At 59.1% G+C, this 5,982-nt stretch carries 6 protein-coding genes; all 6 read left to right on the top strand.

What is annotated here, in order from left to right; genetic code table 11:
- Window positions 1-2: 2 nt before the first annotated feature.
- Window positions 3-695, top strand: a complete 693-nt coding sequence (locus tag PKC81_RS14205) for a pyridoxine 5'-phosphate synthase (RefSeq protein ID WP_324337207.1) — start codon at window positions 3-5, stop codon at window positions 693-695.
- Window positions 692-1,102 carry a holo-ACP synthase gene (gene acpS / locus PKC81_RS14200; protein WP_324337205.1) on the top strand — a complete coding sequence of 137 codons (411 nt, stop codon included), beginning with the start codon at window positions 692-694 and terminating at the stop codon, window positions 1,100-1,102. The genes PKC81_RS14205 and acpS overlap by 4 nt, the downstream gene beginning before the upstream one ends.
- Window positions 1,099-2,049 carry a signal peptidase I gene (gene lepB, locus PKC81_RS14195; protein ID WP_324337203.1) on the top strand — a complete coding sequence of 317 codons (951 nt, stop codon included), beginning with the start codon at window positions 1,099-1,101 and terminating at the stop codon, window positions 2,047-2,049. Before acpS ends, lepB begins: the two co-directional genes overlap by 4 nt.
- A 16-nt stretch (window positions 2,050-2,065) precedes the next feature.
- Window positions 2,066-2,335, top strand: a complete 270-nt coding sequence (locus tag PKC81_RS14190) for a hypothetical protein (protein ID WP_298604420.1) — start codon at window positions 2,066-2,068, stop codon at window positions 2,333-2,335.
- A gap of 127 nt (window positions 2,336-2,462) precedes the next feature.
- Window positions 2,463-4,568 (top strand): hypothetical protein, encoded by a 2,106-nt coding sequence (locus PKC81_RS14185; protein ID WP_324337200.1) that lies wholly within the window; start codon window positions 2,463-2,465, stop codon window positions 4,566-4,568.
- 36 nt (window positions 4,569-4,604) lie between these two features.
- Window positions 4,605-5,982, top strand: a 1,378-nt coding sequence (locus PKC81_RS14180; RefSeq protein WP_324337209.1) for an ABC transporter transmembrane domain-containing protein, incomplete at its 3' end; no start/stop codon positions are given.

The raw sequence follows: 5,982 nt of genomic DNA, 5'->3' as shown, positions 1-5,982 counted from the left end.
CGATCCGGAACGCGCGCGGCGGCGATCATCCCGATCCGGTGCGCGCGGCGGAGATTGTCGCACAGGTCGGCGGTGACGGCATTACGGCGCATCTGCGCGAAGATCGCAGGCATATCCGCGACAGCGACCTTGCGCGCATCCAGGCCGCGACCAACCTGCCTTTGAACCTCGAAATGGCGGCGACCGAGGAGATGCTGGAGATTGCGCTACGCCACAGGCCGCATGCAGCATGCATCGTTCCTGAGAGGCGCGAGGAGCGCACCACCGAAGGCGGGCTCGACGCGGCGGGGCTGCACAACCAGCTGGCACCGATTGTATCGCAGCTTGCCGATGCCGACATTCGCGCCAGCCTTTTCATCGAACCTGACCCGCGCCAGATCGAGGCCGCCATGCAGCTGCGCGCTCCCGTGGTCGAACTCCACACCGGCCGCTATGCGCATCTCTGGCTCGATGGCGATACGGCGGGGATCGAAGCCGAACTCAAGCGCATCGCCGACGCCGCCGCGCTCGCCGCGAAAAACGGCATCGAACCCCATGCCGGCCACGGCCTGACCTATGACAATGTCCAGCCCATCGCCGCCATCCCGCAATTGGCCGAGCTCAACATCGGCCATTATCTGATCGGCGAGGCGATTTTCGACGGGCTGGAAAACGCCGTGCGCAAGATGCGCGAATTGATGGACGCAGCGCGGTGATTATCGGCCTTGGTTCCGACCTATGTAATATAAAGCGCATCCAGAACTCGCTTGACCGTTTTGGTGAGCGTTTTGAAAATCGCGTTTTCACCGAGGTCGAACGCGCCAAGGCCGCAAAGCGCCCGTTCACCAAAGCGGGCACTTACGCAAAGCGCTTTGCCGCGAAGGAAGCATTCAGCAAAGCGGTCGGCACCGGTTTCAAGCGTGGTGTATTCATGAAGGACATCGGCGTAGTCAACGCGCCATCAGGAGCCCCGACTTTGGCACTCACAGGCGGCGCGAAAGCACGGCTCGACGCGATGGTGCCAAATGGCTATGAGGCGCACATTCATCTGACGCTGACCGACGATCACCCTTGGGCGCAGGCCTTTGTGATCATCGAAGCGCTCCCGATTTCGAAGGCATGACTGTTTTGAATAGCGAACCTGTTACCACCGAAACCGAAGCCACCACCGCGCCTGCCACGAAGCAAGGCTGGCTGCATACGCTGTGGGCAGAAATCAAAGGCCTGTTCTGGCTGCTGCTCGCGGTTCTGGCATTCCACAGCTTCATCGCCAAGCCCTTCTACATCCCGTCGATCTCGATGATGCCGACGCTGCTCGTGGGTGACCGGCTGTTTGTTTCCAAATTTGCCTATGGCTGGAGTTTCGTTTCGCCGACCATCCCCAATCCTGTAGCACTGTTCCAGTGGCTGGTTTTGCGCGAGGAAGTCGATTCGCTCGCCTTCACTTTGCCGGAAAGCAAGGGCCGGGTCTGGGGCTCGACACCCGCGCGCGGCGATGTCGTGATCCTGACTCCCGAAGGCAAGAATCAGGATTATATCAAGCGCGTTATCGGAATGCCCGGCGACCTGTTCGAAATGCGCGGCGGGCAGGTGTACCTCAACGGCAAGCCGATCAAGCAGGAAGCGCAACCAGTCAAGGATCTGCCGGTCGACGCCAACAATCCCTGCACCGAACTCGATTTCCCCGGCGCACTGGTGCAGGAAGCCGATGGCAGTCTGCACTGCTATGTCACCATCGTCCGCGAAACGCTGCCCAATGGCGTCAGCTATGACACCATTGATGCCCGCCGCGGATCGACCGACGATGTTGCACCCATCCGTATCCCCGAAGGCCATTATTATCTGCTTGGCGATAATCGCGACAATAGCGCGGACAGCCGTGTCGATGCGCCCATCGGCCTTGGCGGGCCGGTGGCATGGGAACGGATCGGCGGCCGCGCTGAGATCATCACCTTCTCGCTCGACGGATCGACCGGGCTCAATCCGGCAAGCTGGTTATCCTCCTTCCGTAGCGGACGGGCGGGCACGAGCCTGCGTCCTGATAAAGCCGAACCATCGGCTGCAAAATAAGCATGGCTGGCGACAGATGTACCTGATCGTCGCCTTCCTGCTCGGCATCGCCAATTTTGCGATGCACAAGGCGGTGGTTGAATCGGGCCACCCCTTTGTCGAGGACACCAAGCTCTATTTCGGCAAGCATTTCGGGCGTAATGGCAGCTATTTTCTGGAGTTCGGCATCCTGCTCGGTGCGATGCTCTTTGCCTATTCCGATTCAGGGATAATCGTTGGCCTTTATGCAGCCTACACCGCCTTCAATGCGATCGCCGCCTGGCTACTTCTTTCGCGCCGCTTTTGAGTTTCGATGTAGTTTGTCCCAAATTATCAGTCGCTAATCGAACGTGGCTGTTTCGAAAACAAATGTAAACCTAACCGTCCTGCGCAGGGAGCACAAAAGGGCCGCAGAGCCCGGCAGGAGTGGTTGAATGAATTTGTGCACCCGTCGCATCCTTGCGACATCCGGAAGTGTGCTTGCCTTGGCAGCGGCACATCCAGCTTTGGCTAACTCCAGTTCAGCCGCGCCGCAGTTTGAGGAAACCAGGACCGATCTGGAGCCGCGAGCCGAAAACGGTCGGCAGATTTACGAGGCATCGCAATTCAGCCGCTTCGCGCCGCAGACCGCGCTCGATATGGTCGGGCAAATTCCCGGCTTCATTATCAGCCAGGTTAGCACCGACCGTGGATTGGGTGAAGCAAGCCAGAATGTGCTGATCAATGGGCAGCGGATCACCGGCAAAAGCAATGATGCGCAAACCGCATTGTCGCGTATTGCGGCCTCGTCGGTCATCCAGCTCGAGATTGCCGACGGCGCGACGCTCAACGTCTCTGGCCTCAATGGTCAGGTGCTGAATGTCGTCACCAAGTCGGACAGCCTGCAGGGCAATTTTGCATGGAGGCCGCAATGGCGGCGGCGGGTCGACGATTTCTGGCTCAACGGCGAGGTCAACCTTTCAGGTAAGCTCGGCAAGGGCGATTTCACACTGGGCCTCTCCAATAAGGATGGCTTTCGCGGCGGTGGCTGGGGATATGAAGATGTGCGGGACGCCAATGGCGATCGCCTGTTCTACCGCGACGTACGCGTCCGGTCGCAGGGAGATCGCCCGCGCCTTGCAGGCACCTATTCGCTGAAAAGCGACAATGGCAACATCCTCAACGCCAACGGCGCACTGGAGTTTTTCGAGTTTCGCGGCACGCGTACATTTTTGCGCAAGCAACCCGGCGTCGCCGACATTCTTGAGGCGGGGCGTGATCGTGAGGATGAATGGAATATGGAATTGGGGGCCGACTATGAGTTCGGTCTTGGCGGCGGTCGACTGAAGGTCATCGGCTTCCACCGTTTTGAACACAGCCCTTTCGTCAACCAGTTCCGTATCACCCCGACCGATGGCTCGCCCGAAAGCGGGCAGAATTTCAACCAGTCGATTGACGAAGGCGAGAGCGTTTTGCGCGCCGAATATCGCTGGAAGGCAGGCAAAACCGACTGGCAGATATCGGCCGAAGGCGCGTTCAACTATCTCGACGCCGAATCCGAATTTTTCCAGCTCGATAGTGGCGGGGTGTTCCAACCGGTCCCTCTCCCCAATGCGACCGCGCGGGTCGAGGAAAAGCGCGGGCAGGTCATCCTGTCTTATGGCCGCCCGATTGCAAAGGATCTGACGCTGCAGGCGACGGTGGGCGGCGAATATAGCGAACTCGGCGTGACCGGCCCGAATGGCAATGCGCGCCAATATATCCGGCCTAAAGGCTCGGTCGCATTGGCGTGGAAGGCCTCGCCCACGCTCGACATCAGCGCCAAATTCCAGCGCAAGGTGCTGCAACTCAACTTTGGTGATTTCCTGGCCTCGGTCGATGTCCGCAATAACAACAACAATGCCGGTAATTTCGACCTCGTCCCACCGCAAAGCTGGCTGCTGAATTTCGAGGCAAACCGCTCACTCGGCAAGGCGGGGTCGTTGAAGCTGAAGGTCGATCTTGAATCGATCAGCGATCTTGTCGACCGAATCCCGATCACCGCGACGAGCGAAGCGCCGGGCAATATTGATGGCACCGCCAAGCGGCTGCGTACCGAAATCAATGCCAGTCTTCTCCTCGATACCATCGGCATCAAAGGTGCGAAGCTCGACCTGATCGGTGCCTGGCAAACCGCTTCGCTGCGCGACCCATTGACCGGAGAGAAGCGCCCGCTCAGCAACCGTGGGCGGACCTACTGGAATGCCGATTTCCGTCACGACATTCCCAATTCGCCATGGGCCTATGGCGCCTTTGCCGAGGATAGCAGCGACTATGGCTTTTACCGGCTCGACTATTTCGGTCGCGATTATCGTACCGGTCCGATGGTCGGCGCTTTCATCGAGCACAAGAATGTGCTTGGGCTAAAGGTTCGTGGGCAGGTGTTCAATCTGGCCGGCCAGACCGAAGGCTATGACGAGGTGTTTTATGTCGACCGCCGCGATGGCCCCATCGATTTCACCCACACCGGGCGCAACAAATATGGCCTGATTTACCGCGCCACCGTCAGCGGGACTTTCTAAAGCCGGATACTTCCCTATATCGGCCTGATGCAAGGAATGGCGGCGCAGCCGGAAAACGGGAAAGAAAAGGAACCGGCGAAGGCGGAGGCGAGTTTCGCCACGCTCAAACGCTTCCTGCCTTATTTGTGGCCGAAGGATATGCCCGCGCTGCGCATCCGTATCGTCATCGCGATGCTGCTGGTGCTGGTTTCCAAGGGCGTCCAGCTGTCGATGGGCTTTGTCTATGGTGCGGCCATTGACCGGATGCAACCGGGGCTGGAGGCGGGCGTCTGGATAGCGATCGGACTGGTCGTTGCCTATACCGGCGCCCGCTTTGGCGGGGTGCTGTTCGATAATCTCAGGAACACCGTGTTCGAACGCGTCGGGCAGGATGCGACGCGGCGCTTGGCGGAAAACACTTTCGCGCATCTCCACCGACTATCAATGCGTTTCCACATGAACCGCCGCACGGGCGCGGTTACCAAAGTGATCGAGCGCGGGACAAAGAGCATCGACGTGATGCTCTATTTCATGCTGTTCAACATCGCGCCGACTGCCATCGAACTCATCGCGGTGCTGGTGATCTTTTGGTTCAAATTCGGGTTGGCGCTGGTGGTCGCAACCATCGTCATGGTCGTGACCTACATCCTCTTCACCCAGCGCGTCACAGACTGGCGCAACAAGCTGCGCGAGGAGATGAACGAACTTGATACCGCGACGGTTGCGCGTTCGGTCGACAGCCTGCTCAACTATGAAACGGTCAAATATTTCAACGCCGAAGATCGCGAGACGAACTATTATGCCACGGTCGCGCGGCGCTATGCCGACGCCGCAGTCAAATCGGAAAACTCGCTGGCCTGGCTCAATATCGGCCAGTCGTTCATCACCAATTTGATGATGGCAGGCGCAATGGGTTTCAGCGTCTGGGGCTGGGCGCAAGGGCGTTTCAGCACCGGCGATGTCGTGCTGGTGAATACTCTGCTGATGCAATTGTTCCGGCCGCTCGACATGCTCGGCATGGTTTATCGAACGATCCGGCAAGGTCTGATCGACATGGCCGCGATGTTCGATCTGGTCGATACCCCGCCCGAAATTGTCGACAAGCCCGGAGCAACCGCGCTCCGCGTATCTGGCGGCGAACTCGCCTTTGAGGATGTAACCTTCGGCTATGATCCCGAACGGCAGATATTAAACGGCCTCTCCTTGCGCATCCCGCCGGGCAAGACGCTCGCGGTGGTCGGGCCTTCAGGCGCGGGCAAGTCGACGATCGCGCGGCTGCTCTATCGCTTTTATGATGTCACCGGCGGACGGATCACCATCGACGGGCAGGATCTGCGCGACGTGACCCAATCGAGCCTGCGTGCCCATATCGGCATCGTCCCGCAGGATACGGTGCTGTTCAACGACAGCATCGGTTACAATATCGGCTATGGCC

The sequence above is a fragment of the Sphingorhabdus sp. genome (assembly GCF_035329025.1).
Classification (GTDB): Bacteria; Pseudomonadota; Alphaproteobacteria; order Sphingomonadales; family Sphingomonadaceae; genus Sphingorhabdus_B.
This window is presented reverse-complemented; position numbering and strand designations above follow the sequence as displayed.